The following is a 25,446-nucleotide window of genomic DNA, read 5'->3' as shown; positions in this document are numbered from 1 at the left end:
GGAGTGGGATCGAAAATGGCGAAAGTCGTGTTAAAAGCGCCGGACGGACCGCCAAGCGATGTGGAGCGCATCAAGCAGGAAAGCCGTTACTTGCGCGGCACGCTCGCGGAAACGATGGAAGACCCGCTCAGCGCAGGAATTCCAGAGGATGACAACCGGTTGATGAAATTCCACGGCAGCTACTTGCAAGACGACCGCGACGTGCGCACCGAGCGGCAAAAACAAAAACTGGAGCCTGCATACCAGTTCATGGTTCGCGTCCGCACGCCGGGCGGGGTGGCGACGCCGGAACAGTGGCTTGTCATGGATGAGCTCGCCCGCAAGTATGCGAACGGCACGTTGAAGCTGACGACGCGCCAAGCGTTTCAACTGCATGGCATCTTAAAATGGAATATGAAAAAAACGATGCAAGCCATTAACAACGCGCTGATGACGACGCTTGCGGCGTGTGGCGACGTCAACCGAAACGTCATGTGCAACCCGAACCCGTACCAATCGGAAGTGCATGCGGAAGTATATGAGTGGGCAAAGCTGATCAGCGACCATTTGTTGCCGCGGACGCGGGCGTACTACGAAATTTGGCTGGACGACGAGAAAGTGGCGGGCACGCCGGCGGTTGACGGCGAAGAAGAGCCGATTTACGGACCGACGTATTTGCCGCGGAAGTTTAAAATCGGCATCGCCGTCCCGCCGTCGAACGACGTCGATGTGTTCTCGCAAGACATCGGGTTCATCGCCATTGTCGAAGACGGCAAGCTTGCCGGGTTTAATGTCGCCATCGGTGGCGGCATGGGGATGACCCATGGGGACAAAACGACGTATCCGCAACTGGCGAAAGTGATCGGCTTCTGCCGGCCGGATCAAGTGGTCGAGGTGGCGGAGAAAATTATGACCGTTCAGCGTGACTACGGCAACCGCTCATCGCGCAAACACGCCCGCTTCAAATACACGATCGACCGCCTTGGCCTTGAAACGGTGAAAGAAGAAATTGAGCGCCGCCTTGGCTGGAAGCTCGGCGAAGCGCGCCCGTACCATTTCGAGCATAGCGGCGACCGCTATGGCTGGGTCGAAGGCGTCAATGGGACATGGCACTTCACACTCTTTGTCGAAGGCGGACGCGTCAAAGACTACGACGATTACAAGCTGATGACCGGCCTGCGCGAAATCGCGAAAGTCCATACGGGCGATTTCCGGCTGACGCCAAACCAAAACTTGGTCATCGCTAACGTCACGAGCGAGAAAAAGCCGGAAATCGAGGCACTCATCGCCGAATACGGCTTGACCGATGGCCGCCGGTACACCGCCTTGCGCCGCAACGCGCTCGCCTGTGTCGCCTTGCCGACGTGCGGCTTGGCGATGGCGGAAGCGGAGCGGTACTTGCCGAAGCTGCTTGATAAAATCGAGGAGATTATCGACGAAAACGGTTTGCGCGACGAAGAAATCACGATCCGCATGACGGGCTGTCCGAACGGCTGTGCCCGCCACGTGCTCGCGGAAATCGCCTTCGTCGGCAAAGCGGTCGGAAAATACAACATGTACCTCGGCGCTGCGTTCAACGGCACGCGCCTTGGCAAACTGTACCGCGAAAACATCGGCGAGGAGGAAATTTTGCGCGAACTGCGCGTCCTCCTATCCCGCTATGCGAAAGAGCGGCTCGACGGCGAACATTTCGGCGACTTCGTCATCCGCGCCGGCATCGTCAAAGAAGTGACGGATGGGACGAATTTTCATGATTGAGGCCGAATAATGGATGAAAACCAGCCTCTCCTGGTTTAGGGGAGGTTGGTTTTTTGTTGCTTTCATGCAATGGCTTCGGTGTTTTGTTCATTGTAGCCGCATTCAATCTATATGAGGTTGTAATAAAGGATTTCCGATTCCATGTCCTATCTTTATCACTTGAAAAGCTGGCACGGTGACAAAAAGAGCGAACAATGCTATGTAAAAAATTGCAACTTATATAATTCACAAAATATTTCAACTATATTATAGTAGTGTTATGAACTTGTATTTTTCAGATCATGAAAGTGCGCTGCTGTTTAGGCAGGGCGCTTTTTTTTAGCGTCAAGCCATTGGTGAAGGCGATTGTCGGCGAGCAAACGGTTTGCTTACAAAAAAACGATGAAAAATATTGACAATGTTCCAATTAAGTAAAAAATGGTTGAGCCGGCTTTCATGTTGACATCGGCAAGAAAGGGCGCCCCTTGTCGAGTGAATACGAAAGCCGTCAACATATAATTTGAATTTCCAAAGGGGGGTATAGCCAATGAAACAGCGTTGGTTGATGGTAGTGGTTGCTTTGCTTCTTGTCGTACTGGTTGCTTGCGGCAATAAGGAGAATACAAGCAACGGAGCAAGTGGGAAGAATGACGAGAAGAAAACGGAACAAGCCGAGGAAATGACGATCAAGCACCAGCTTGGAGAGGCGAAAGTCAAGAAAAATCCAGAGAAAGTGGTTGTCTTTGATTTTGGAGTGCTGGACACCCTTGATAAACTAGGGGTGAAGGTGACAGCTTTGCCGCAGATGAACGTGCCGAAATACTTGGAGAAATATAAAAGCAGCGACTACCAAAACGTCGGCAGCCTGATGGAGCCGGATTTTGAAAAATTGAGCGAAATCAAGCCGGATGTCATTTTTATTTCCGGTCGTCAAGCAAATTTGTATGACAAGTTGAAAGAGATTGGCCCAACCGTGTATATAGGGATTGACACTCAACATTATTGGGATTCATTTACAAACAATATGAAGCTGATCGGGCAAATGTTTGGCAAAGAAAAAGAAGTAGATGAGGAACTGGCCAATATTGAAAAACAAATCGAAGAAGTGAAGACAAAGGCTGCAGACAAAAAAGCGCTGATCATTTTGACGACCGGTGGGAAAGTGAGTGCGTACGGCAAAGGTTCGCGCTTTGGGCTCATCCATGATGTGCTCGGCGTGCCAGCCGCAGACCCGAATTTGAAAGTGACGAATCCTCATGGACAAAGCGTATCATTTGAGTACATTGCCGAGAAAAACCCGGATTACTTGTTTGTCATTGACCGCGACGCCGTTGTAGAAGGAAAGCCGACAGCGAAGCAAACGATTGAAAATGCACTTGTGAAAAAGACGAAAGCATATCAAAACGGCCACATTGTCTACTTGGATCCAAATTATTGGTATCTCTCAGGCGGCGGATTGACGTCGGTGTCGGAAATGATCAAACAGGTGGAAGAAGGATTGAAATAAAAGGACAGGCGGGCTTAGGCGGCCCGCCTGCTTTATCGTCATAAAATGACATTCTTAATTTTGTAGATTTCCCGTTCGTGTTCGATGACTTTGTTCGAGAGGAAGGTGATGTCAAGTTTGATGTTGTTCAGCTGTTCATTGAATGATTGGGCATGGGAATCGACTTTTTTCTCTAAGGAGTCGAGTCTTTGGTGGATGGAAGAAACTTCACCGTGAAGTTTGTGCACGTCCATCGCGAGGGCGTCGAGTGCGGCGTCGGTTTCATCCTGGCGGTGAAGCAGGGCAGACATCAAGTCATACAGCTCTTTTTGGCCGGCTTTGATATGGGCTTGTTCTTCTTCCAACCGTTTTTGGCCTTCAAGGAGAGCTTGCTGGATGCGTCGGAATTCTTCTTGCTCTTTCCGCATTTCCTGTTGTTCTCTACGGATCTCCTGCTGTTCTTTCCGCATTTCCTGTTGTTCTCTACGGATCTCCTGCTGTTCTTTCCGCATTTCCTGTTGTTCTCTTCGGATCTCCTGCTGTTCTTTCCGCATTTCCTGTTGTTCTCTTCGGATTTCCTGTTGCTCTTTCCGTATTTCTTGTTGTTCTCTTCGGATCTCCTGCTGTTCTTTTCGCATTTCTTGTTGTTCTGCTTCCAGCCGTTTGTGGCTTTCGACGAGGAGGTGCAGCGTGTTCTCGATATGACCAAGGCGGTTGAACAACTGCAAGAGGATCTCTTCGCTCATGGTTGGCCCCTCTTTCATTCTAATTTCCTTCATTATAGCACATATGTTCTTGTCGGACAAGCACGAATGGTGTATATAGGAAAGCGTACAAACATATGATACAATGAATAAACAAACTGACAAGTCCCAGTGCGGATGTCGGCTAGTATGTTTTTAGAAAGGGATCGATGTATGCTTTACGTTTCTCCTGCCAAAATCGCAAGCTATTTTTATCACGAGTGCGAGCGGAATTTTTATTTTCAGTCGTTGGCGAAAGAACGGCGCAGCGAGCTCGATGTGCCGGAAGAGCTGTTTGAGCGGCCCGCGGTGCATCAGAGCGTGCTGCGCCGAGGGGTTGAGTGGGAAGAGGAAGTGATTACGACCTATTTGGCCGGCCAAGTGCAGATGGGGAAGCGAGAGCCTGGCGCACCGATTTCCCACTGCTATTTGGATGGAGAGGAGACGATCCGCGAGCTGAAGCAGCCGAGCAAGCGCTATTTATACCAGCCGACATTGATCGCGCCGCCGCGCTTTTACGAACGGTACGGGTTGGATCTGAAAGTGATCCGATTTGCGGCGTGCCGTCCGGATTTGATTGAGTGCATTCCGGGGCAAAACGGCTTTGTGTTCCGCATCATCGACATCAAATCATCAGATGTGTTAAAGATTTCCCACCGCGTGCAAACGGCGCTGTACGCGTTGATGTTGTCCTCGGTGTTAGAGGAGCACGGTGTTAAGGGCAGCGTCGATTTGCGCGAAGCCGGGATATGGACGTACAAAACCGAGCAGCCGCAGCTGACAGATATCGGACAGCTGCTTCCGTTTCTTGAGCAGTTTTTGGCTAGCGAATTGACGGCGCTGGCTGGGAAGCAACTTGATGAGCTGTTTTGGCATTTGGATTATCGCTGTGAATGGTGCCCGTTCTATGATTACTGTTTCGACAAAGCGCGGAAACAGTCGCATATTTCCCTCGTTCCGTACTTATCGAGTCATGCGTCCCGCTTTATCCGCGAGCGGCAGCTTCCGGAGACGATCGATGAGTTTCGCCAACTTCTTGAGCGTCAAGAAACGAGACACGTCCTAAAACAAAACGCTGGATTGGCGCGTCAACTTCGGCGGCTTGAAGCGCAGCTTGAGGCGATTGCGGAGGAAAAGGTCGTTCCGTATGACCAGGCGGTGACGCATATGCCGATATGGGAAGACATCCGTCTGATTCTCACCGCGCAACGCGATCCGTTGACGGGGAAGATTGCGGCGGCATCGTTGTACCGTGTTGGTGGAACAGACGTGTTTGGAACGGGATCGGAAATGCATCATGTTATCGCCGGTTCGTTTGAGGAATGCGACGAGGTTGGCCGAAAGCTGGCCGATGCGCTGGACCGCCTGCTTCAGACGGTGCACGATTACAACCGGGAGCGAGAGTGGCGGTCGCAAAAATCGGTGCAGGTGTATGTCATCGACAACTATGAATGGGACAATGTGCAGCAGCTACTTCAAGCGCTTTTGTTCGATCCAGACTATAACGAAAAAGCTGTTCGGCTGCTGTCGTATTTTCATAGCAGCTCACTAGCAAGTGCCAGCGACCACCCAAGCGAAATGGTTCCGCTTCCTGTCGTTGTGCTGACAACGGCTGTGAGCCAGCTGTTCGCCTTGCCGGCGCATGTCGCGTACCGTCTTGAAGACTTGTCGCGATATATTGCGGCCTACCATGATTCGCCGTTTCTGTACTCGGCGAGTGAGCGTTTTTCATTTCGTTTGACAAACGCCATGAAACTGGATATGCTGCACGACGCCTGGCAAACGGGGGACGAGGAAAAACGAAAAGCGGTCGAGAAGGAGCTGAGCCGCCGCCTTTGGGCCGCTCACAGCATCATTCAAGGAATCCGTGCGTGGGCCGAGAGCGTCGATCCTTCGCCACTTATGGTCTGGCCGGAAAAATTTGCGTTTCCTCATTCGGCTGATTACCGCGATCCGCTTGTGTCCAAGCTGGCGTTTATGGCGCGCTACGAGGCGCTATTAAACTACTTGGATATTCGCCAAAAGCGCCTGCTCCCGCTTTCGGAGCGGCTTGAGAACGGAGTGACGCTTCATGTCACGTACCTTGGCGGCGATCGGTTCCGATTGAACAACCGCCAGGCGCTTGAAGCGATCGACCAGAAGGCGAGCTGGCTTTTGACGGAGTGCAATGAGGAAGGGGAAAAGGCGCAACAGACGTTTTCTGATCATAAGTACGCCAGTGAATGGAAGACGCCCCAACGGGTCAATTTGTACTTTACCCGCATTCGCGCCATCGAAGATAATGGCAAGACAGCTGAACTCGAGCTCGAGTTGCCCAAATGGCTCGACCGGTTCCCGCTTGTGGAAGGAGGGGAGTATTGGCTGTCGCTTCGGCATGCGGATTTTACCACCCCGCGCGTCTTGCAGGCGTTGCAACAGTTGGATAAGGACAATCATCGCATCTTGGACTTGATTCGCGATCCGATTCGCTATCGGAAAACGTTTCGTCCCAACTGGGATGCAGAGGAAGTCAAGGCGCTTCTCCGCCAAAGCGGGTTGACAAAAAGCCAGCGTCAGGCGTTTCTCCACTTTCTCCGTCATACGTTGACGCTCGTCTGGGGGCCGCCTGGCACCGGGAAAACGCATTTTATTGCCGTCGCTCTTCGGCTGCTTATGCCGATTTACGAAAAGCAGGGGCGCAGGCTTGCCATTCTTGTTTCGGGTTTCACCCATGCGGCGATCGAAAACGTTCTGCGCAAAATTCAGGAGCTTGCGCCGCGGCGCAGCGTCCATATCGCGAAACTTGGTGAGATTCAGACGGAAAACGCCAAAGGAATCGCCGAGGTGGCGGACCGTGACCTTCCCCGATGGCTGGGCAACGGCGGGCATCGGGTGCTTGGCGCCACGCTGTACGGCATTCAAAGAGCGTATGAAAAAGGCTGTCTAGAAGAGTTTGACGTCGTCATTCTGGATGAGGCGTCGCAAATCCGCGTGGCCGATTCACTGTTGGCGCTGCGCCATGTCAAAAAAGCAGGCAGGCTGCTTATCGTCGGCGACCATTTCCAGCTGCCGCCAATCATTCAAGGGACGTATGCGGCCACGGAAGGGGAACCGCACCTGTTCGACTCGATTTTCCGCCTGCTGTTTGACGCGGATGTGGAGAAGCGGTATACCCGCCAACTGACGGACAATTTCCGCATGAACGAGGCGCTTTGCCGCTACCCGGCCGAGCGGATTTACAGCTCCCAGTATACCGCGTTCACCCGCCAGATTGCCGAGCAAACGTTGGCGCTCGCCGATGCCCCAACTGCCGATGAATGGGTGGAAGCAGCGATCGACCCTGACTATCCGCTTGTCGTCTGCACGTATGACGGCGTGTACGGTGCCCAAGAAAACGAGGCGGAAGCGCGCTGGGTGGCGAGCATCGCGAAGGTGTTGCGGGAACGGCTTCTCGACAGCGAGGAAAAACGGTACGATGACTCATCAGAAGGCGACCAAGCGTTTTGGCGCCGCGGGCTGTTTATCATCTCGCCGCATCGGGCGCAAATCCGCGCCATTCGCCGTGCCCTTGAACACCAAGGACTGCGTCCGCCGTTTTTCGTCGATACGGTTGATAAAATGCAAGGGCAAGAAGTGGATGCGGCGATCATCAGCTACGGCGTCGCCGATCCGGAACTGGCTGTGATGGAAGGGGAGTTCATCTACAGTTTGAACCGCCTCAACGTTTCGCTCACACGGGCGCGGAAAAAGGCGATCCTCTTCCTCTCACGCCAACTCATGTCGCCGCCGCTTCAGGTGATCGGCAACGAGGAATACCGTGAAGGAGTCAACTTTATGGTTGGGCTTGAGCAGTACGCTTTACGTCATGGGGAAGCGCAAACGTTTATGGTCGACGGTGTTGCGCTGCAAATGTACCGAGTCAGTCGTCCGAAGATGGAAAACATGGACACTCTATGAAGCTGCTGAGTTTGACAGGAAAAAAGGATGAATCAAGGCGCTGTTCAACTTGAGAAATTCTTTGATGCATCCGAGAATCCCCCATTTTCTTGCTCAAAAACCGCATAAACAGTCGCCATCCGCTATGCCGCCTTCTCCGTTTGTTGGCTCGTTTTGTTTTCTGTGCCGGAGGAGGGAGGGCATGGCGATTTTTTTGGACGGCCAAGTCATCTATATAATTGTTATTTTGTTACATATTGCCGATAGGTCGTAACGCCTGTAAAATGATTTTGTAAGAATCGGAGAGAAGAACGCTTTTTGCCATTCCAGTGAATAATCAGATGAACAGCGAAGGGGACGAATGGAACGGATTGGATTTTTCTTAGCAACAGATAACTTTACACAATAGAAAGCGCGGGTGAGGGACGTTGTATACCGTTTTTGAGACGTTGTTTTCCTTGATTAACAAAATCGGAAATGAAGGTTTTACTGATTTGTTTCTTTATTTTCAGTTTAGTTTGTTTTTGGTGATGGCTGTTTGGCAGTTTGTCCGCATTCATAGGGAGATTGCGGTGATGAACCAGTTGAAGCCAAAGCTTTTGGAATTAAACCGTCCTTTAGATGGAAGCGTCTACGAGATTGATCAGGCCATTCACAATCTTTTTGCCCAAGTGAAAAAGTCGAAATATAAAGAACTTTGGGAGCGGTATTATAATCGCGTATCGCAGAAAAATGAGGATGAGCGCATTAATGTAGAGCCGTTTTTTGGATTTGATGTGATGTACCATCATATGGGCTACCGAACATTGATGGACATGGGGGCGGGCATTCACGTCAGTCTCGGTGTTCTTGGCACTTTCGTTGGTCTCTCGGTAGGATTGGCTCAATTGCATGTCAGTGATACAGAAATGTTGCGGTCTGGAATTGATAGTTTAATAAATGGGATGAAAGTCGCCTTTTACACTTCTGTATGGGGCGTGTTGCTTTCTTTAATATGGACGATGTTCGACCGCTGGATCAGTGGCGTGCTTGAGCGCAATATCGACTGGCATTCCGAGCGGCTTGACTTTTTGCTTAGCACCGATGATGAGGAGCTGTTTCTTAACCGTTTAGAAAAGTTATCACGCCACCAGGCTGACCATCTGAAGACGCTGCTGACTGATGCGCTTGAAAGGGCGATGCAGCCGATCGCTCTATCGCTTCAGCAGTCGCACGGCAGCCTGCAGCAAGCGTTCGGTCAGCTTCATGACCAGTTCGCCCAGCTGCATGAAGGGATGGAGACGCAGGCGAAGCTGCTTGAGTCGCAAATTGAGTTGACAAAAAGTACAAGCGCCGATGTGACGAGTCGGCTTGTTGATGAGATTACAGGCGGGACACAACAGTCGATTGGAAAGTTTAGAGAGTTTGTCCAACAATCGCAAGTGCTTCACTCAGAAATGATGAAAACGATTGAGTCATTCACAAGCCGTTTTGCTTATACGGAAGAGCGACAGGCGATGACGCTTGAGCGGACGGAAAAAATGTTTGCGCAATTTGAAAAGATGGCTGGAGAACTTGAGCTGATGAAGGACAGCTATCAAAAAACGGCAGGCATAATGAACGGATTAGGAGAAACGTTTTATCAGTTGCAGCAGCTGACAAAAGACCATCTCCCAGTCCAACAAGAAGTGATGCGGAGCAACCAGTTGCTCGCTCAAAAATACGACGATCTGGTGGATCGTTTTACCCACTTTAATGCGCAGGTCGAAACGCATTACAGCCAGTTGCTCGAACAGCTTGTTCATGCTGCATCTTCCCTTTCCGCGTCCTTTCAAACGATGGCGAACAAGTTTGAGGAGTCTCTCCGCATTCAAAAAGAATCGCTGCATGATTCGCAGCAGCTGCTCGGCGATGTCCAGTCGGCTGTGGCTGCGCTGTCCCCGCTCGTTTCCGAATTGCGCGAAACGTTCAATCGCGTTCGCGAGCTGAAGGAGCAGCTGCTTAAAATGCAGGAAGCGCAAAAACAGCTTCTTCCAGAGCTTGTGCAGCTGCGTGCGCAGACAAATGAAACGGTGGAGGAAGCATTACAAACGACGAAAGTGTACATGAATGAGATGACAGAGCAAATCGCGACGCTGCAGCAAAACTGGGCGATGACGAAAGAACAGTTGGCGAAGATTACAGAAGCCCTTCATCTTTCAATGAAAGATTTTGCGGAGAACATTGACAGCGGTCTAAGCAAAACGTATCAACACTTTGATGAGACGTTGACAAAAGCCGTTCAGGAAGTGAGCGGGCTCGTTTATCAGTTCAGTGAGGTTCAGAACGATTTCATTGAGAATATGGAAGACTTAGTCGATCATCTGGATAAATGGAAAGCAGGGGCTTCAACATGAAATATCGGAGACGGACGGAAGTTAATTATTGGATGTCCTATGCGGATTTAATGAGCGCCATGTTGATGGTGTTTGCCTTGTTGTTGATGTTTGTCATCCTTGACTACCGTGAATTGTTAGAAGAGAAAGAAAAACAAATTGAAGAGGTTGTCAGCGTCAAAACGGAGATCATTCGGGCTTTAACAGAAGCGTTTAAGAAGTCGAATCTAGCCATTGAGATTGATCAGCAAACAGGAGCCATCCGCTTTCCCGGCAGCATTTTGTTTGAATCGAACTCGGCGGAAATTTCTCCGGAGGGGAAGGCGTTTTTGCAACAATTTATTCCTAAGTATATGGGGATTTTATTGCAGGATCGGTTTAAAGATGAAATTTCAAGTATCATTATCGAAGGACATACCGACCGAAATGGGACGTACATGTACAACATGTCTTTGTCACAGCGACGGGCATACGCCGTTTTAGAGTATATTTATAGTAAAGAGTTTCCTAATTTTAAAGAGCGGGAGCTGTCGAAAAAGTACATTACTGCAAATGGCCGGAGCTTCAGCAATCCGCTGACGGATGAAAACGGCAAGTATGATCCTGACCGATCACGCCGGGTTGAATTTTTATTCCGTCTTAAGGACGATGAAGCAATTAAAGCCATTGAAAAGTTGGTGAACGAATGAAGTATGAGTATGAACCGGTATTGCTGAAACGATGGCTGCGCGAAGTGCGTCCGCCTCTTTTGGAGAAAACAATGGAAAACAGCAATGAGAAATATCGGGGGCTGCTCGAACGGCTGTCCGACCAGTTTGCGGGGCTAGTCGATGCACCGTCTTCGGCATTCGAACAATGGGTCAAACAGTTGTCGAGGCGGGAAAAGATTCTTTTGCCAAACTTATATAAAAAAGAGCTTCCGGAAGAGATGAAAAAAGCGATGATTGATGTGATCCAGCAACACGTTCGTCATGAGCGCCGCCTTTTTCGTGTGTTGGTCGATGTGTTGTATGAAACATGTGATTTGGATGAAATTTGGAAGCTTTTACGCTATGCTTATGCCTCTCATATCGAAAAAATTGAAAAAAGAATGGAAAAAGAAAAGAGCGAAAAATGGCGGCGTTATTTGTCAAGCAAAGACCCGATTGTATATTTGGCGACGACGGCGTATGAAAGCGAGAAAGGCATTTTAGAGGAATTGGAGACGTTTTATTTAACGAAAAATTTCCCGTTGTTTAAACTCGTGCTGATGGAAATTTTCCAGCTGGCCGATGAATCGTTTTTTCTCAAAGAACAAGAGTTGTACCGGGATATGTTTGTTTCTTCGACAAATGAGCAGCAACAAAAAATGGCGAACGCATTGATCAAAAAGTGCAAACTGAATCACGTCAAGCCGCTCGGAAGATTGATATTTGAAAAGTTGCAAACGTATCACAGAAAACCAATGCTATGGAGATATGTCGGGGAAGAGGAAAAGCAGCGGTTTGCTCGGTGGATTATGAGGTTGGAATTGAAAGACTTTTTTGGCGGCGTGAATAAAAACCATGAACGGTTTCAATATTGGGAAAAGTTTATTCCAAAGCTAGAGGATGTCGTTGTGACGGATGAACGCACGACGTTGATTATGTATTTTCATGACGTTGTCATTATGGAAGTGCTCGGAACTGGGGCGGTTTATATTTACCGCGCCGACGTATTCCGGCGCCATTTTCAGCCCAAAATCGACCGGATGCTCGCCGAACGCGAGCAGTTTGCCAACAAGGCGTGGCGAAAAGTGCGGGAAGTGAAACGAACCGAGCTGATGGATAGAGATTTGACAATTCCAGGCGGCTGGCTGCGCCATAACGGTGGGTGGCAATGGAAATTTGATGAATGGCTTCGCCGAGAACTCGGCTGGGAGGTAAGAAGGGATGTTCTTCTTCAAAAAGAAACGGAAAATGATGAAGGCAGTTTTGACGCCGAATGAGGATGGGATTCATTTTTCGTTTCAGTTGCATGACGGCAAAACCGTCGCCGAACTGAAGCTGCCTATGGCCAAAGAAGACATCGAAAAATATTACAAAGTGCAAGGATTTCAGCAGTATGTCGCTTGGGAGGAGCTTTACGACTCGGGCGTTCTTGTCGATTCGACTTTGCCGTATAGCGAGTATTATGAATTGCTGAAAGACGAAAGCGCCAAAGAAGTGCTCCAACATTTAGGGCTTCCCGTTGTTGAGGAGCAAGTGGGCGGAAAGCTCTCACTTCGTTCGTTGCCGCATGAAGCGGACTTAGTTTTGCAACTGTTTGATGCAGGCGGGCGCAACTTAGATCGGGTTGGGAAGCAGGCTGGGGCGATTTATGTGCTGCCAGACCGTCTCATGTTGCTCCCGGAACGCGTATATCGGCTGAAACAAGCGCTTTTGGGATCGTACGAATCAGGATATGAAAAAATCGGCATTTGCCAACAGCTGGCCAACGAAGCAGGAATTGAACTTGAAAACTTTTTACAAAACGAAACGTATCACGTCGTTGATGCGTACGATGTGGACGTTGCTGTGCACCGCCATGACCATATCGAGCTTGTCGTTAAAGGACGAAATGAGGAGGAAACCCGCCATCTTCAACGACTGCAACGGGTTAGCAGCATAAAAAAAGGCCATGGGCGCAGCCGTTTCGTCAGCACGGAGCAGGTTCATGCTGATATGATGCATTTGCAGCAAAAACGGCATATTACGGGAGAAGAAGTGCCGCTGTTTTTGGAAAATCCGGCTGCCGTCTTGCCTGAGCATGATTATTTATTTGATTTGGACCAGTTTTCAGAACGTGTCCGCGGCCTTATCCCGATTGAACGGGTTCGCCCTTTTTTTCATGAGCGGACCGGAATGCAATGGTTTGATGAGGAGAGCGGGCATACCGTTCCGTACGATGAGACGTTTTTGCGCGAACTGATGGAAAAATATCCGGATCAGCAATATGTCGAATACAACGGCAAATGGATTTACCTAGATCCTTTATTGCGCCGGAAGCTGCTGCAGCTGCCGAAAGACGCCGATGAAGCGTTGAAGCGCCGGTATATTCTTGATATTAAAGATAACGAAGAACAACTTGAATACAAGATAGACAGCGCCCAAGAGGCATCATGCCGGCGCTATCCGATTCCATCCGAGCTGCAAGCGGAGCTTTTTCCGCATCAAATCGAAGGCTTTGAGTGGCTCTGTCACTTGGCAGAGCAAGAAAGGGGCGGCCTGCTTGCCGATGATATGGGGCTTGGAAAAACCATTCAAGTCATTGCGTTTTTGCTGCATCAAAAAGCAAATGGGCGGTTGAAGCCGACGTTGATCGTCCTGCCGATAGCCCTTATTGAGAACTGGGTGGCGGAAATCGAAAAGTTTGCCCCAAGCTTGTTGGACGGTTTATATATTCATAAAGGAAGAGGACGGTTGTCTTCGTCGCAGCTCATTTCACAGTTTGATATCGTTTTGACAAGCTATGACACGCTCAAAATGGACCAGCTTCTGTTGGGGAAAATTGAATTTCAAGCGATTATTTGTGATGAGGCGCAAAACATTAAATCTCATACTAGCCAGCGCTCACGCGCCATTCGCGCCATGCAAGGACGTTTCCGTTTAGCGATGACCGGTACGCCGGTCGAAAATAGTTTAGACGAACTTTGGGCGATTATGGACTTTGTCCAGCCCGGCGCTTTAGGCTCTCTAAAAGAATTTCGCTTCCGCTATGTAGAAACGTCGGACTATGATGCGTTGCTTGCGGCCCTCCAACCGTACTATTTGCGCCGCACGAAGCAACAAATTCTCGATGGCCGTTTGCCTAAAAAACACCTTGTTCCGCCGATTTATGTTGAAGCTTCGCCCATACAGAAGGAGATTGCCCAGTCAATGCTGGCCACAAAAGAAGTTGGTCAGGTCGCCATTTTGAATATGATTATGAGACTCCGTCAACTGTACGGCCATCCCGGTGCGGTCATTCCGAAATATGAACAGCTCTCTTATCAAGAAGTGCCGAAGCTGAAAGAAACGATGCACATCATTGAAACGATTCGGCAAAAGGGAGAGAAAGTGCTCATCTTTACTGAATTTCGCAAACTACACTTTCTTTTAAAACGAATCTTTATGGAGACATACGGCATTTCTGTTCCAGTGATTGATGGCGATACGAAAAATCGGCAATTGATTGTTCGACGTTTTAATGAAATGCAAGGCTTTGGCATTATGATTTTATCCCCAAAAGCGGCCGGCGTCGGCTTGACGATCACAAGTGCCAACCATGTGATTCATTACACAAGATGGTGGAATCCAGCGGTCGAAAATCAAGCAACTGACCGTGCATATCGCATCGGCCAGCAAAAGGACGTGTATGTCTACCATATTATTACGAGGGACAGTTCCCACTTTCCGCAGGGAACAGTAGAGGAATTGATGCATGAATTGCTTGAAAGCAAGCGCCATTTAGCCGAAAATGTCATTATTCCGTTTAATATGAGCGAGATCCAGCAAGCGGTCGCTGAGAAGGTGGTGGGGCGAAGACAGCTTGTGTAAAGCGTTGTTTTCGTGTTCGATCGGCGGATTCTCTTGTCTGATAAGGGAATCGCTTCGCATGAAACGTTCTACGTTCCGCTTCCGTTTGCAGGAGGTGGGGATATTTTTTAGCTAAGAGTTGTGGCAGGAAAACGGTTTGCCATGGCGAAATATTGGAAATACGATCTCTTTTTCGTGGACAAAAAAACGTTGCGGACAAGATGGCGGAGGGGAAGGGAGGGCGTGCCATGGCAAATGCCGGCGGGAGAAGACCGGTGTCGGATGCAAGGCTTGAGGTGATCAAAAAGCTCTTTCCGGAAGCGGTTGTGGATGGGGGCATCGATTGGGAGTGGCTGAAGAGGGTGTTTGGCGGTCACAAACGGCAGGAAGCATATGAGTTCATGTGGCCGGGGAAGGCAGAGGCGAGGCGGCTCGCTGAAACGCCTGCGTCCGGAGTATTGCGGCCGGATCAGGCAGCGAGCAAGCAGTGGGAGACAACAAACAATTGGTATATTGAAGGGGACAATTTAGAAGTATTAAAACTGCTGCGGACGTCGCATGCAGGGGCCATCCAAATGATTTACATCGACCCGCCGTACAATACAGGAAAAGTGCTCACGTACAAAGACAATTGGCGCAAGGGGAAAGCCGTTGTTTCTAGCGGGATCCAGGAAGAAGCGTGCGGCCATGCCGGCTGGCTGAATATGATGTACCCGCGCCTTTGGGTGGCGAGAACGCTGTTGGCGGAGACAGGGGCGATGTTTATTTCTATTGATGATACAGAGCAGGCGAATTTGAAAAAAATGTGCGATGAAATTTTTGGCGAGCGGAATTTTGTCGCCACGTTCATTTGGCAGCGGGCGTTTTCCCCTGTGAATATGAACAAGTTTGCCTCGCGCAACCATGACTTCATCCTCTGTTACGCGAAAAATATCGATCGTTTAGCTTGGTACGGCTTGCCGCGCCATCCGGAAGCGAACGGGCGGTATGCCAATCCGGACAACGACCCGCGCGGGCCGTGGACGTCAGGAGATTTGTCGGTCGGTCCGCCGGTTCCGGAAAAAATTTATGACATCGTGACCCCGGGCGGCCGGGTCGTTTCCCCGCCGAACGGGTATTGCTGGCGGGTGACGAAAGAGCGCTTCACCGAACTGGTGGAAGACAACCGCATTTGGTTTGGCAAAGACGGCAATGGGGTGCCGCGCCTGAAGCGGTTTTTAAGCGAAGTGAAGCCGACGGTGACACCGCTTACGATTTGGACGCATGATGAGGTGTCCCATTCGCAGGAGGCGAAAAAAGAGCTGAAGGAGCTGTTCGATGGGCTGGCGGTGATGGATTACCCGAAGCCGGTGAAGCTCATTCAGCGCATGGTGGCGTTGACAACGAAGGACAATGACATCATCCTCGACTTTTTTTCCGGCTCGGCGACAACGGCCCATGCCGTCATGCAGCAAAACGCTGAAGACGGCGGCCGGCGGTCGTTTCTCATGGTGCAACTTCCCGAGCCGCTTGCGGAAACGTCGGCGGCCTATCGGGTGGGGTTTCGAACGATTTGCGACATCGGCCGCGAGCGCATCCGCCGTGCGGGAGAGAAAATCGTCCGTGAAACGGGGAAGACAGAGCTTGATATTGGCTTTCGCGTATTTCGGTTCGAGAAGAAATCGAAGCAGCCCGCTCGCTAGGTGGACGGGCTGCTTTTCGATTCGGCTGATGAAAAGCGCTTTGGTAAAACAGGCGTTGCGTCTATGTTCCGAGTCCCTGATGTCCGTCGTTTCAGGCGCTTTTTACAATGACGCCTCAGCCCAACGGTCGTTGACAAAGACGTCGTACTCCGCAGCAATCGTTTCTTTAAGCTCCGCCAAGGACGGAATGCCTTCGGCGAACGTGTAGGTGTCAAGGCAAATGAGGGAGTATTCGTCGCCGGGATCAAATACGATGGTGACGACTTCTTCCGTTCCAGCGTCCACTTGCCGGATGGTGTCGCCGTCTTCCGGCTCCACGAGTACGTTTTGGTACGTTTCGCGGATGACATAGTAGCCTTCTTGCAATTGTTCAGTGAATAGATGTTCGATGTCCGTCAGTTCGTGGACGATCATGTTTAGGCCTCCTGATTTGTGAAATTATGCTCAATGTCATTATATAACGTAGTCGTTGTCGATATAATAGATGTTGTGGAAAGTTCGAAAAGTTGTCATTTTGTATGCCAAGCGTAGATAAGGTTGGGGGCAGGATTGACAAGGAAAAATAGCAGCTTCCTGCAAAAAGGCATCGCCCTCGTGGGAGGGCGATGTCAGCGTTTAACCAGTAACACTGCTTGCCTTCTGTCATCGATAGGCTGTTTAGGTGTAAATGACTCATTATTTTGCCATTTCTGTAGGACAGGGATGTTTTGAATCGAAAAGGGTGATTTGTTCATACTCTCCTTCCTTTAATACGCTTTGGTCGTGTTTCATTAAGTAGGTGTAGACAACGATTGCAATGAACAATCCGAATGTCCACGCGTTGTCCCAAAGAAAACGAAGCGGTGGTATGAATAAACCAAGGACAGGAATAACAACTCCTACAATCAGTGCGTACACTCCGTTTTTGTTGAACCCATTTGCATAATTGTAACGGCCATTCGGTTTGTACAGTTCCTTTAGGTGCAACTGTCTTCGGCGAACGAGCCAGTAGTCCGCAATAGCAATGCCATCAATGGGTCCAAGCAAAGCGGCGTATGTGCCAAGCCAGCCGAATATATAATTTCCAAAATTAGACATAATATACCATGGCTGCAATAAAATAGCGAATAGTCCTGTGATAATTGCGCCAATTCCAAATGTAATTCGCTTCGGATATAAATTTTCGATCGCTCGGGCAGGGGCAACCACGTTGGCACCCACATTAATAGTTACAGAAGAGATGACAATAATAATAGTCCCTAACAGAATGACAAATGGGGGAAATTTAGCTAACAGCTGGATCCCAAATGGCTTGACCAAAAATCACAATGGTTGCTGAGGTTACGGCAATTCCGATAAATGAAAAAACAGTCATTGTAATAGGCAAGGATAAACTTTGGGCAACCATTTGTGATTTCTGACTCTGTGCGTATCGGCAAAAATCAGGGATGTTTAATGCCAATGTGGCCCAAAAGCCGATGACGCCAGTTAAAGAAGGGAAAAAGACTTTCAAAAATTCACCGGTTGTTTCGAACTTAGAAGGAGTCTCTAAAATCGGTCCCCATCCTCCGGCGTTCGTAAATGCCCAAATGAGCAAAATGATGGAAGAAATCCCGACAACAGGTGCAGCCACTGCGCTTAGCTTTTTGATGCCTTCTGGGCCTCTATAAGCAATGCTGATATTTAAGATCCAAAATAATGCAAATACAATGGCTGTATGTCCCGGTAAATTCCCCCACGAAGAGAATGATGCCATGAGTAATGTGTCAATGGCTTCTGTTCCGATCCACGTATTGATTCCAAACCATCCGGCTGCTACAAGGGCTCGGGCTAAAGTGGGAATATGGGCGCCTTTATCTCCAAACCAAAGCCGGGCAAACACAGGATAAGGAATCCCGAATTTTGTTCCTGCATGAGAGTTTAATAAAATCGGAATAAGGACGATCACATTCCCCAGAAAAATGGTACCAACAGCTTGCCACCAGTTCATTCCTAAAGCAATCATGCCGCTGGCCATGGTGTATGAAGGGATGCATAAACACATTCCAATCCACAATGTAGCAAAATTGATTCCTTTCCATGAATGTTCTTGCCTTGTTGTCGGACGCAAGTCATCATTCCATAAAGGACTTCTACTGGCTTCTTGTGCGGCTTCCTCCGTCAAGACCACAATCCCATTGTGTTCAATTTGTGTTTTCATTCATATCCCCCTTTTTTAAAAATCAGTGTATAAAAGATAAATTTAAGAAAATTCTATCTATAATATGTACATTTTTCATTATACGATTTGTTAAATAAGAAAAAGAGAAATCTATTCATTATGTAAAATGTGTAACTATTCCTCACATTTTGATGTTCTCAATCCTAGGGAGTAACTTGGTCTAGTTGTATATTTATTTCGCTGAAATTTACATAGTGAACAATCAATGTTTTCTATTATTTAACAAAATGTATAATGAAAAGCTGGTGATTTACTATGTAGAATATTCTTAAAGTTCGATAAAATGAAGAAGGAGTGATTGGAGCATGGCTGATCAAGTGACCATCGGTTTGATCCAAGCTTCTCATAATGTGCATGGGGACGAGCCGGTCGAGGTTCATAAGGAAAAGGCGATTGAAAAGCACATCAAGCTTGTCAAGGAGGCAAAAGATCGGGGAGCACAAATCATCTGTTTGCAAGAGATTTTCTATGGCCCGTATTTCTGCGCCGAGCAAAATACAAAATGGTATGAGGCGGCGGAAGAAATTCCAAATGGTCCGACGACCAAAATGTTTCAGGAAATAGCAAAACAGCTGGGGGTAGTGATCGTTCTACCGATTTATGAAAGGGAAGGAATTGCTACTTACTATAATACGGCAGCTGTCATTGATGCCGATGGAACCTACTTAGGAAAGTATCGCAAACAGCATATTCCGCATGTCGGGGTAGGAAACGAGGGCTGTGGATTTTGGGAAAAATTTTATTTTAAGCCTGGAAATTTAGGCTATCCGGTATTTGATACCTCATTTGCCAAGATCGGCGTTTATACTTGTTATGACCGTCATTTCCCAGAGGGAGCGCGAATTTTAGGACTAAAAGGCGCTGAAATTGTGTTCAATCCATCCGCTACGGTAGCAGGTCTCTCCGAATATTTATGGAAACTGGAACAACCGGCTCATGCCGTTGCCAATGGTTATTACGTGGCTGCCATCAATCGGGTTGGATATGAAGCGCCGTGGAACATGGGAGAGTTTTACGGGCAGTCTTACTTGGTTGATCCTAGAGGGAACTTTGTGGCCATGGGCAGCCGTGATCAAGATGAAGTGGTGATTGGCGTCATGAATAAGAAGATGATTCGGGAAGTGCGCGATACTTGGCAATTTTACCGTGATCGTCGTCCGGAAACCTATAGTGAAATGACGGCCTTACTTCCATAGAAAGTAACGAGAAAGGGGAGGAGGGAATGACTCTATTCCCTTTCTTTAAAAATGACGCGTCGAGGGGGATGGAGATGGAGCAATCACGTTTGGAAAAGAACTTTGAAGAAGTAGAGCCTGGCTTGACAGATCGAGAAGCAATGGAAGAAGCGAATCGATGTTTGTACTGTTATGACGCTCCTTGTATTCGAGCTTGTCCGACAGGGATTGATATCCCCGCTTTTATCAAAAAAATTGCTTCTGGGAATGTAAAAGGGTCAGCGAAAACGATTATGTTGTCAAACCCGGTTGGCGCCAGTTGTGCAAGAGTATGTCCGACAGAGGAATTATGTGAAGGGGCTTGTGTTTTAAATCATTCTACAAAACCCATTATGATTGGAAAATTGCAGCGATATGCGACCGATTGGGCGATCCGAAATAAAGAAGTGTTATTCCAAGCGGGACGAAAAAATGGAAAAACAGTGGCGATTGTCGGCGGCGGACCTGCTGGATTATCATCGGCCAGAGAACTAGCTCGTCTTGGGTATGAAGTGACCATTTTTGAAGCGGAGAACCAAGCAGGCGGGCTAAACACGTATGGCATTGTTTCTTTCCGCCTCCCTCAAAATATCTCGTTGTGGGAAGTCAATCAAATCAAAAGCTTAGGTGTGCAAATCCGCACGAATACAAGGGTTGGTAAGGATATTGAAGTAAACGAGCTCCTAGAAAATTATGATGCTGTTGTTTTAGCTGTTGGCATGGGGAAAGTGCCAAAGTTAGGAATCCCGGGAGAAGATTTGGACGGAGTATATGATGCCATTGAGTTGATTAAAGAGACGAAAACAAAACCGTTGACTGATCGGCTGGTAGGGAAAAGGGTAGTTGTGATAGGTGCGGGAAATACCGCGATTGATGCAGCTACCTGTTCGGTGCGTCTAGGAGCGGAAAATGTAAAAATTTTATATCGCCGAACGAAAGAAGAAATGACAGCTTATGAATTTGAGTATGAGTTTGCCAAACAGGATGGTGTCGAATTTCGTTGGCTAACAGCACCCAAAAGGATTATTGGCGACAGTAAGGGTAAGGTTACTCATGTTGAATGCGTTCGAATGGAATTGGGAGAACCAGACGCTGATGGCCGCCGTCGCCCTCTTCCGGTTAAGGGATCGGAATTTATTATGCCGGTTGATGTTGTTATTAAAGCCATTGGACAAGAGCGCCATATCGAATTGATTGAAGCTTTTGGATTAGAGCACGATCATGGCGTAGTCAAGGTGAATCCTGAAACTTATCAAACGTCGAATCCGAAGGTGTTTGCTTGTGGGGATGTGATTTTTGAAAGAGGAAAAGGCGAAGCGATGGTGGTGGTGGCAGCGCAGCAAGGGAAGGAAGCAGCTTACGGGATTCATCGATATTTGACAAAGGCAGTAAGTGAAACGGCCTAAATGAGAGGAGGGAACGGCAATGGCTGATTTAAGCATTAACTTAGCGGGAATCAAGTCCCCCAATCCATTTTGGCTCGCTTCCGCCCCTCCCACCAATTCAGGTTATCAAGTGCAAAGGGCATTTGAGGCGGGTTGGGGAGGAGCGGTATGGAAAACATTAGGGGAACCTATTTTGAATGTATCGTCCCGATTTGCGGCAATCAGTTTTAACGGACAGCGAGTCATGGGCTTTAACAATATTGAATTAATCACAGATCGTCCTCTTGAGGAAAATTTAAAGGAAATTTATGAGACGAAAAAACGTTTTCCTGACCGGGCTGTCGTTGCTTCTTTGATGGTCGAGCCCAAGCGCGAAAAATGGCATGAGATTGTGAAGCGAGTAGAAGATGTGGGCGTGGATGGGTTGGAACTCAATTTTGGCTGTCCGCATGGAATGGCGGAACGGGGGATGGGATCGGCATCAGGTCAAGTGCCAGAATTGGTCGAACGACAAACATATTGGGTCAAAGAGGTGGCACGCACCCCTGTCATTGTCAAATTAACTCCTAATATTACCGATATTACGGCGACCGCTGAAGCGGCTGCCCAAGGCGGGGCAGATGCCATCAGTTTGATCAACACAATCAATAGTCTCATGGGGGTGGACTTAGATACGTGGAATACGATTCCACATGTAGCAGGAAAGGGGGCGCACGGGGGATACTGCGGTCCAGCAGTAAAACCCATTGCTTTAAATATGGTGGCCGAATGCGCGCGACACCCGCGTATCCGCATCCCGATTTCGGGAATTGGCGGGATCTCCAATTGGAGAGATGCCGTTGAGTTTATGTTAATGGGAGCGACAGGAGTTCAAGTGTGCACGGCGGTTATGCACCATGGGTTTCGGATTATCGAGGATATGATTGAAGGGTTGAATCACTATCTTGATGAAAAAGGAATTGCTTCCGTAATGGATATTGTAGGGAAATCAGTGTCAAAGTATTCTGATTGGGGAGATTTGGACCTCAATTATAAGGTTGTGGCGCGAATTCATCGTGAGCGCTGTATTCAGTGCAATAAGTGCTACATTTCTTGTGAAGATGCTTCCCATCAATGCATTGAGCGTCTCGTAGACGAAAACGGAAAAGAATATTTAAAAGTGCGCGAAGAAGATTGTGTAGGATGCAATTTATGTTCCATCGTCTGTCCGGTTGACGGAGCGATTGAGATGGTCGAAGTGCCAAGCGAACATCCCCCGATGACATGGTGTAAATTATCACTTTATTTCGGAACAAAAGAGACATTTTTTTGCACATTCCTTCAGAAAGCCCTCTCCCCTTTTCTGAAAGAATGTGCTAAATTTTTTGTGAATTATTTCGGAAGAGAAAATCCATCGGTTCATAGGAGGGGGAGGAGGACGTGATTCAATTTCATGACTTTGGCATTGACGTCCAAACGTATGCAGAGCGTGGAAAAGAAAACGACTTCCCTCTTCTGAAAAAGTGTCCGCATTGCCGGGCCAAGCGCCCGTTGCACCGCCACGGTTACTATGAGCGAAACGCATTGACCCCACATGGTGATTATCGCATTTGGATTGTCCGGTATCGCTGTCGGGAATGCTTGAAGACGGTGAGTGTGCTGCCTTCCTTTCTCCTCCCGTATTTTCAGTATACGTTGTCCGCCATATGGCAAGTCGTGAAAGAGCAGTTGGGATTGACCGAGGGGACGAACCGGGCTCCGTTCCTCCTGACAAAGGACGGCATCATCTTTTATGTCCGACGGTTCTACCGAAACCTATCAAGCCTTCACAGCTTTTTTGCGAGGCGGTGGAGGATCATAGGCCCTATCGTGAAAAAAGAAAAGGAACGGGCTTCCTGGTGGATCCGGACGTTGGAGAAACACGGTCTTGATTCGGTCATCAGAGACATGTGGAAGGACGGATTCCGACACCCTTTTGCGAATCAAATGGGATCCTGATTTTACATACATATCCTAAATTGGAAATAGTTGAGGTTCCCACAAACCTTTCCTATCGACGGAGAAAAAGCGATCCGGTACGATAAGGGCAGACGGACCGGAAAGGTCCTGATTCCAAGTGAGACAAGGAGGAGATTCGAATGGATGAGTCGATGAGACACGACATTGCCCTGTTTCGGTACGGGCTAATCGCTCCGTTGGTGAATGGGCAGGTGGAACCGAAGACGTATCTGAAAGAGGTGAGCGAGCGAGTGCACCATGTTCCCCACCAGGGCGACAAACGAATCGCAGCCAAGACGATCCTCGATTGGTGCACCCGATACAAAAAAGGGGGCTTTGACGCCTTAAAGCCGAAGCGCCGTTCGGACCGCGGCCACTCAAGGCGTCTGTCGCCCGATGATGAGGATCATATTTTAGCCCTAAGAAAAGAACATCCCACCATGCCCGTGACGGTGTTCTACGAACACCTGATCGAGCAGGGGGAAATCCCAGAAAATCATACCTCTTACTTTACTATATACCGATTGTTGAAAAAACACAACCTGGTGGGAAAAGAAATCTTGCCGATGCCGGAGCGAAAGCGTTTTGCGTATGACCAGATCAATGAGCTATGGCAAGGGGACTTATCCCATGGACCCACGATTCGCGTCCATGGGAAAGCCCAGAAAACGTTTTTGATCGCGTATATCGATGACTGCTCGCGGTTAGTGCCATATGCCCAATTTTTCCCTTCGGAGAAGTTTGACGGGCTGCGGATCGTCACGAAGGAAGCGGTGCTTCGTTGCGGGAAGCCGAAACGCATTTACTCGGACAACGGGAAAATTTATCGGTCCGAGGTGCTGCAGTATGCGTGCGCCGAGATGGGGATTACACTCATCCACACCCAGCCGTATGACCCGCAAAGCAAGGGAAAAATCGAACGGTTCTTCCGCACCGTACAGACACGGTTTTATCCACTGTTGGAGCTGAATCCGCCGAAATCGCTTGACGAGTTGAACGAGCGTTTTTGGAAGTGGCTTGAAGAGGAGTATCATCGAAAACCGCACGCCTCACTGGACGGAAAAACGCCGCATGAGGTGTTTCAATCGCAAGTGCATCTCGTGTCGTTCATCGAAGATGGCGATTGGCTGGATGCGATTTTTCTGAAACGGGAGCACCGCAAGGTGAAAGCCGATGGCACGATCACCCTGAATAAACAGCTATACGAAGTGCCGCCTCGGTTCATTGGGCAATCGATTGAGCTCCGCTATGACGAACGAGGCGTCTATGTGTACGAAGATGGCAAACGGGTGGCGGAAGCCATTCGGGTGCGTTTGGAGGACAATGCCTATGTAAAACGCCATCGGTCCCCGTTTGCGGCGATTCCGGCGAAGGAGGGAGAACACGGTGTATAAATCGTTTTACTCCCTTTCGCGGGAGCCGTTTGCGAAAGAAACAGACCCGTCCGAGGCGTATCAAGGGGCGTCATTTCAGGAAGCGTTGCGGGCGCTGGAGTACGTGAAACGAACCCGGGGGATCGGGCTGTTGATCGGAGAGCCGGGGGCGGGCAAGACGTTCGCCCTTCGGGCGCTGAAAGAGTCATTGAATCCATCATTGTATCATGTCGTCTACTTTCCGTTATCCACCGGAGGCGTGATGGATTTTTACCGTGGACTGGCCTTGGGATTAGGAGAGGAACCGAAGTACCGCAAGGTAGACCTCTTCCGCCAAATCCAGCAGGCGATCGAGCGATTGTATCATGAACGGCGGATCACGCCGGTGTTCATTTTGGATGAGATGCATTTAGCGAAGGATGCATTTTTACAGGACATCGCGATCTTGTTCAACTTTGAGATGGATTCGACCAACCCATTTGTCTTGATTTTGGCCGGGCTGCCCCATTTACAGGGGAAGCTGCGGCTCAATCAGCACCGCCCTCTCGACCAGCGGATCATCATGCGATACCGGATGGGGCCGCTGGAGAAGGAAGAGGTGGCGGGCTACATCGAACATCGGATGAAACAGGCCGGGGCGAAGCATCCGATCTTCACCCCATCGGCGTTAGAGGCGATTGCCCTGCAGTCGCGGGGATGGCCTCGGGTGATCAACACGTTGGCCACGACGTGCCTGTTATACGGGTATCAGCTGAAAAAGGACGCCATTGACGAAGAAATGGTGCGCATGGCCGCAGAGGAAATGGGGTATTAGCACGAAAGGGGCCGAATCGGCCTCTTTTGTGCTTTCTCTTTTCCATAGGTCCATCAGGCGCGCTGGAAATCTT

At 49.0% G+C, this 25,446-nt stretch carries 15 protein-coding genes and 2 pseudogenes; 14 read left to right on the top strand and 3 right to left on the bottom strand.

Going from position 1 to position 25,446, the window contains the following annotated elements:
• Positions 1–15: 15 nt before the first annotated feature.
• Both cysI and NSS88_RS01745 read left to right on the top strand, forming a co-directional pair.
• Positions 16–1,737 carry an assimilatory sulfite reductase (NADPH) hemoprotein subunit gene (cysI, locus tag NSS88_RS01750; protein ID WP_341082745.1) on the top strand — a complete coding sequence of 574 codons (1,722 nt, stop codon included), beginning with the start codon at positions 16–18 and terminating at the stop codon, positions 1,735–1,737.
• 526 nt (positions 1,738–2,263) lie between these two features.
• Positions 2,264–3,223: a siderophore ABC transporter substrate-binding protein gene (locus tag NSS88_RS01745; RefSeq protein WP_341082744.1), complete on the top strand. Its 960-nt coding sequence runs from the start codon at positions 2,264–2,266 to the stop codon at positions 3,221–3,223.
• A 38-nt stretch (positions 3,224–3,261) separates the two neighbouring features.
• On the opposite strand, the gene NSS88_RS01740 is transcribed toward NSS88_RS01745, so the two are convergent.
• Complete coding sequence (locus NSS88_RS01740) at positions 3,262–3,948, bottom strand: hypothetical protein (RefSeq protein ID WP_328058704.1); 687 nt, start codon at positions 3,946–3,948, stop codon at positions 3,262–3,264.
• Between the two features lie 171 nt (positions 3,949–4,119).
• Between NSS88_RS01740 and NSS88_RS01735 the strand changes: the two genes are divergently transcribed.
• The 6 genes from NSS88_RS01735 to NSS88_RS01710 all read left to right on the top strand — a co-directional run bounded on the left by NSS88_RS01735 (position 4,120) and on the right by NSS88_RS01710 (position 16,410).
• Positions 4,120–7,881 (top strand): bifunctional RecB family nuclease/DEAD/DEAH box helicase, encoded by a 3,762-nt coding sequence (locus tag NSS88_RS01735; RefSeq protein ID WP_341082742.1) that lies wholly within the window; start codon positions 4,120–4,122, stop codon positions 7,879–7,881.
• A gap of 407 nt (positions 7,882–8,288) precedes the next feature.
• A complete protein-coding gene (locus NSS88_RS01730; protein ID WP_055359050.1) occupies positions 8,289–10,235 on the top strand; it encodes a MotA/TolQ/ExbB proton channel family protein in 1,947 nt (648 codons plus the stop codon).
• Positions 10,232–10,903: an OmpA/MotB family protein gene (locus NSS88_RS01725; protein ID WP_055359051.1), complete on the top strand. Its 672-nt coding sequence runs from the start codon at positions 10,232–10,234 to the stop codon at positions 10,901–10,903. Before NSS88_RS01730 ends, NSS88_RS01725 begins: the two co-directional genes overlap by 4 nt.
• A complete protein-coding gene (locus NSS88_RS01720; RefSeq protein ID WP_055359052.1) occupies positions 10,900–12,180 on the top strand; it encodes a hypothetical protein in 1,281 nt (426 codons plus the stop codon). Before NSS88_RS01725 ends, NSS88_RS01720 begins: the two co-directional genes overlap by 4 nt.
• Entirely contained in the window at positions 12,125–14,749 is a 2,625-nt protein-coding gene (locus NSS88_RS01715) for a DEAD/DEAH box helicase (RefSeq protein ID WP_055359053.1), read from the top strand. The genes NSS88_RS01720 and NSS88_RS01715 overlap by 56 nt, the downstream gene beginning before the upstream one ends.
• A 227-nt stretch (positions 14,750–14,976) precedes the next feature.
• Positions 14,977–16,410, top strand: a complete 1,434-nt coding sequence (locus NSS88_RS01710; RefSeq protein WP_055359054.1) for a site-specific DNA-methyltransferase — start codon at positions 14,977–14,979, stop codon at positions 16,408–16,410.
• Positions 16,411–16,512: 102 nt separating this feature from the next.
• Here NSS88_RS01710 and NSS88_RS01705 read toward each other — a convergent pair whose 3' ends face one another.
• Entirely contained in the window at positions 16,513–16,824 is a 312-nt protein-coding gene (locus tag NSS88_RS01705; protein WP_055359055.1) for a hypothetical protein, read from the bottom strand.
• 261 nt (positions 16,825–17,085) lie between these two features.
• Positions 17,086–18,589: pseudogene (locus NSS88_RS01700) on the bottom strand (NCS1 family nucleobase:cation symporter-1).
• A 326-nt stretch (positions 18,590–18,915) separates the two neighbouring features.
• Here NSS88_RS01700 and NSS88_RS01695 point away from each other — a divergent pair.
• The 6 genes and pseudogenes from NSS88_RS01695 (at position 18,916) to NSS88_RS01670 (ending at position 25,373) form a co-directional block, all read left to right on the top strand.
• On the top strand, positions 18,916–19,806 hold the full coding sequence (locus NSS88_RS01695) for a nitrilase-related carbon-nitrogen hydrolase (RefSeq protein ID WP_055359056.1): 891 nt from the start codon (positions 18,916–18,918) through the stop codon (positions 19,804–19,806).
• Positions 19,807–19,880: 74 nt separating this feature from the next.
• Positions 19,881–21,230: an NAD(P)-dependent oxidoreductase gene (locus tag NSS88_RS01690; protein WP_200910079.1), complete on the top strand. Its 1,350-nt coding sequence runs from the start codon at positions 19,881–19,883 to the stop codon at positions 21,228–21,230.
• Between the two features lie 19 nt (positions 21,231–21,249).
• Positions 21,250–22,476: pseudogene (gene preA / locus NSS88_RS01685) on the top strand (NAD-dependent dihydropyrimidine dehydrogenase subunit PreA); the annotation flags it as partial.
• 152 nt (positions 22,477–22,628) lie between these two features.
• Positions 22,629–23,186, top strand: a complete 558-nt coding sequence (locus NSS88_RS01680) for a DUF6431 domain-containing protein (protein ID WP_341082712.1) — start codon at positions 22,629–22,631, stop codon at positions 23,184–23,186.
• A gap of 140 nt (positions 23,187–23,326) precedes the next feature.
• On the top strand, positions 23,327–24,580 hold the full coding sequence (locus NSS88_RS01675) for an IS481 family transposase (protein WP_033017076.1): 1,254 nt from the start codon (positions 23,327–23,329) through the stop codon (positions 24,578–24,580).
• Complete coding sequence (locus tag NSS88_RS01670; protein WP_069303982.1) at positions 24,573–25,373, top strand: ExeA family protein; 801 nt, start codon at positions 24,573–24,575, stop codon at positions 25,371–25,373. Before NSS88_RS01675 ends, NSS88_RS01670 begins: the two co-directional genes overlap by 8 nt.
• Positions 25,374–25,446 lie beyond the last annotated feature (73 nt).

The sequence above is a fragment of the Geobacillus sp. FSL W8-1251 genome, assembly GCF_038005945.1.
Lineage (GTDB): Bacteria > Bacillota > Bacilli > Bacillales > Anoxybacillaceae > Geobacillus > Geobacillus stearothermophilus.
This window is presented reverse-complemented; position numbering and strand designations above follow the sequence as displayed.

Excerpts from the sequence above, each read along its gene's own strand:
- cysI (WP_341082745.1), top strand. The coding sequence starts at position 16 with ATGGCGAAAGTCGTGTTAAAAGCGCCGGACGGACCGCCAAGCGATGTG.
- NSS88_RS01675 (WP_033017076.1), top strand. The coding sequence starts at position 23,327 with ATGGATGAGTCGATGAGACACGACATTGCCCTGTTTCGGTACGGGCTA.
- NSS88_RS01725 (WP_055359051.1), top strand. The coding sequence starts at position 10,232 with ATGAAATATCGGAGACGGACGGAAGTTAATTATTGGATGTCCTATGCG.
- NSS88_RS01690 (WP_200910079.1), top strand. The coding sequence starts at position 19,881 with ATGGAGCAATCACGTTTGGAAAAGAACTTTGAAGAAGTAGAGCCTGGC.
- NSS88_RS01705 (WP_055359055.1), bottom strand. The coding sequence starts at position 16,824 with ATGATCGTCCACGAACTGACGGACATCGAACATCTATTCACTGAACAA.
- NSS88_RS01745 (WP_341082744.1), top strand. The coding sequence starts at position 2,264 with ATGAAACAGCGTTGGTTGATGGTAGTGGTTGCTTTGCTTCTTGTCGTA.
- NSS88_RS01695 (WP_055359056.1), top strand. The coding sequence starts at position 18,916 with ATGGCTGATCAAGTGACCATCGGTTTGATCCAAGCTTCTCATAATGTG.
- NSS88_RS01720 (WP_055359052.1), top strand. The coding sequence starts at position 10,900 with ATGAAGTATGAGTATGAACCGGTATTGCTGAAACGATGGCTGCGCGAA.
- NSS88_RS01710 (WP_055359054.1), top strand. The coding sequence starts at position 14,977 with ATGGCAAATGCCGGCGGGAGAAGACCGGTGTCGGATGCAAGGCTTGAG.
- NSS88_RS01740 (WP_328058704.1), bottom strand. The coding sequence starts at position 3,948 with ATGAGCGAAGAGATCCTCTTGCAGTTGTTCAACCGCCTTGGTCATATC.
- NSS88_RS01735 (WP_341082742.1), top strand. The coding sequence starts at position 4,120 with ATGCTTTACGTTTCTCCTGCCAAAATCGCAAGCTATTTTTATCACGAG.
- NSS88_RS01715 (WP_055359053.1), top strand. The coding sequence starts at position 12,125 with ATGTTCTTCTTCAAAAAGAAACGGAAAATGATGAAGGCAGTTTTGACG.